This window comes from Sphingomonas endophytica (assembly GCF_001476895.1).
GTDB lineage: Bacteria > Pseudomonadota > Alphaproteobacteria > Sphingomonadales > Sphingomonadaceae > Sphingomonas > Sphingomonas endophytica_A.
Genome location: NZ_LDTB01000105.1, coordinates 1 through 519, shown reverse-complemented (window position 1 = coordinate 519; position 519 = coordinate 1). Strand labels below are relative to the sequence as shown.

The window sequence follows — 519 nt, the reverse complement described above, 5'->3', positions numbered from 1 at the left end:
GGGCTGGTGCCGATATCGCCATAGACGACGCCGATCGCCCCCAGGGCCAGCTTCGCGAGGCTCCCGCCTTGATGATGGTGCGTGGCCGTGGCCTGCCCCTTCACCGCGGGATCGACGGTGTTGACGCTCATGCGCCAGCGACCGTTAGCGAGACGTCATCCGCGTTCGTGGCCATAGTGCGGCGCGCCTAGCACGCGTCCGATGCGCCCGCAACGCGGAACAGAGATCGAACGAAAAGGTTTGTCCCGCGAAAGGATGAATCGACGATGAGCGACACGCACAATCCCAAGGCCGAACCCTTCTCCAATGCCGAGAAGGATCCCGACGACTGGACCACCGGCGACGAGGCGATGACCGGCGCGCAGGCCAGCTATCTGAAAACGTTGAGCGAGGAAGCCGGCGAGGCATTCGACGAATCGCTGACCAAGGCCGAGGCGTCGAAGCGGATCGACGCGTTGCAGGAAAAGACCGGCCGCGGGCAATAACCGCTTCCCGCCCGGGGGCGTGATCCGTCCGCCA

General features: G+C 65.1%; 1 protein-coding gene. It reads left to right on the top strand.

Annotated elements, in window-relative coordinates:
- Positions 1–266: 266 nt before the first annotated feature.
- Positions 267–485, top strand: a complete 219-nt coding sequence (locus NS334_RS16165; RefSeq protein ID WP_058756972.1) for a DUF3072 domain-containing protein — start codon at positions 267–269, stop codon at positions 483–485.
- Positions 486–519 lie beyond the last annotated feature (34 nt).

Excerpts from the sequence above, each read along its gene's own strand:
- NS334_RS16165 (WP_058756972.1), top strand. The coding sequence starts at position 267 with ATGAGCGACACGCACAATCCCAAGGCCGAACCCTTCTCCAATGCCGAG.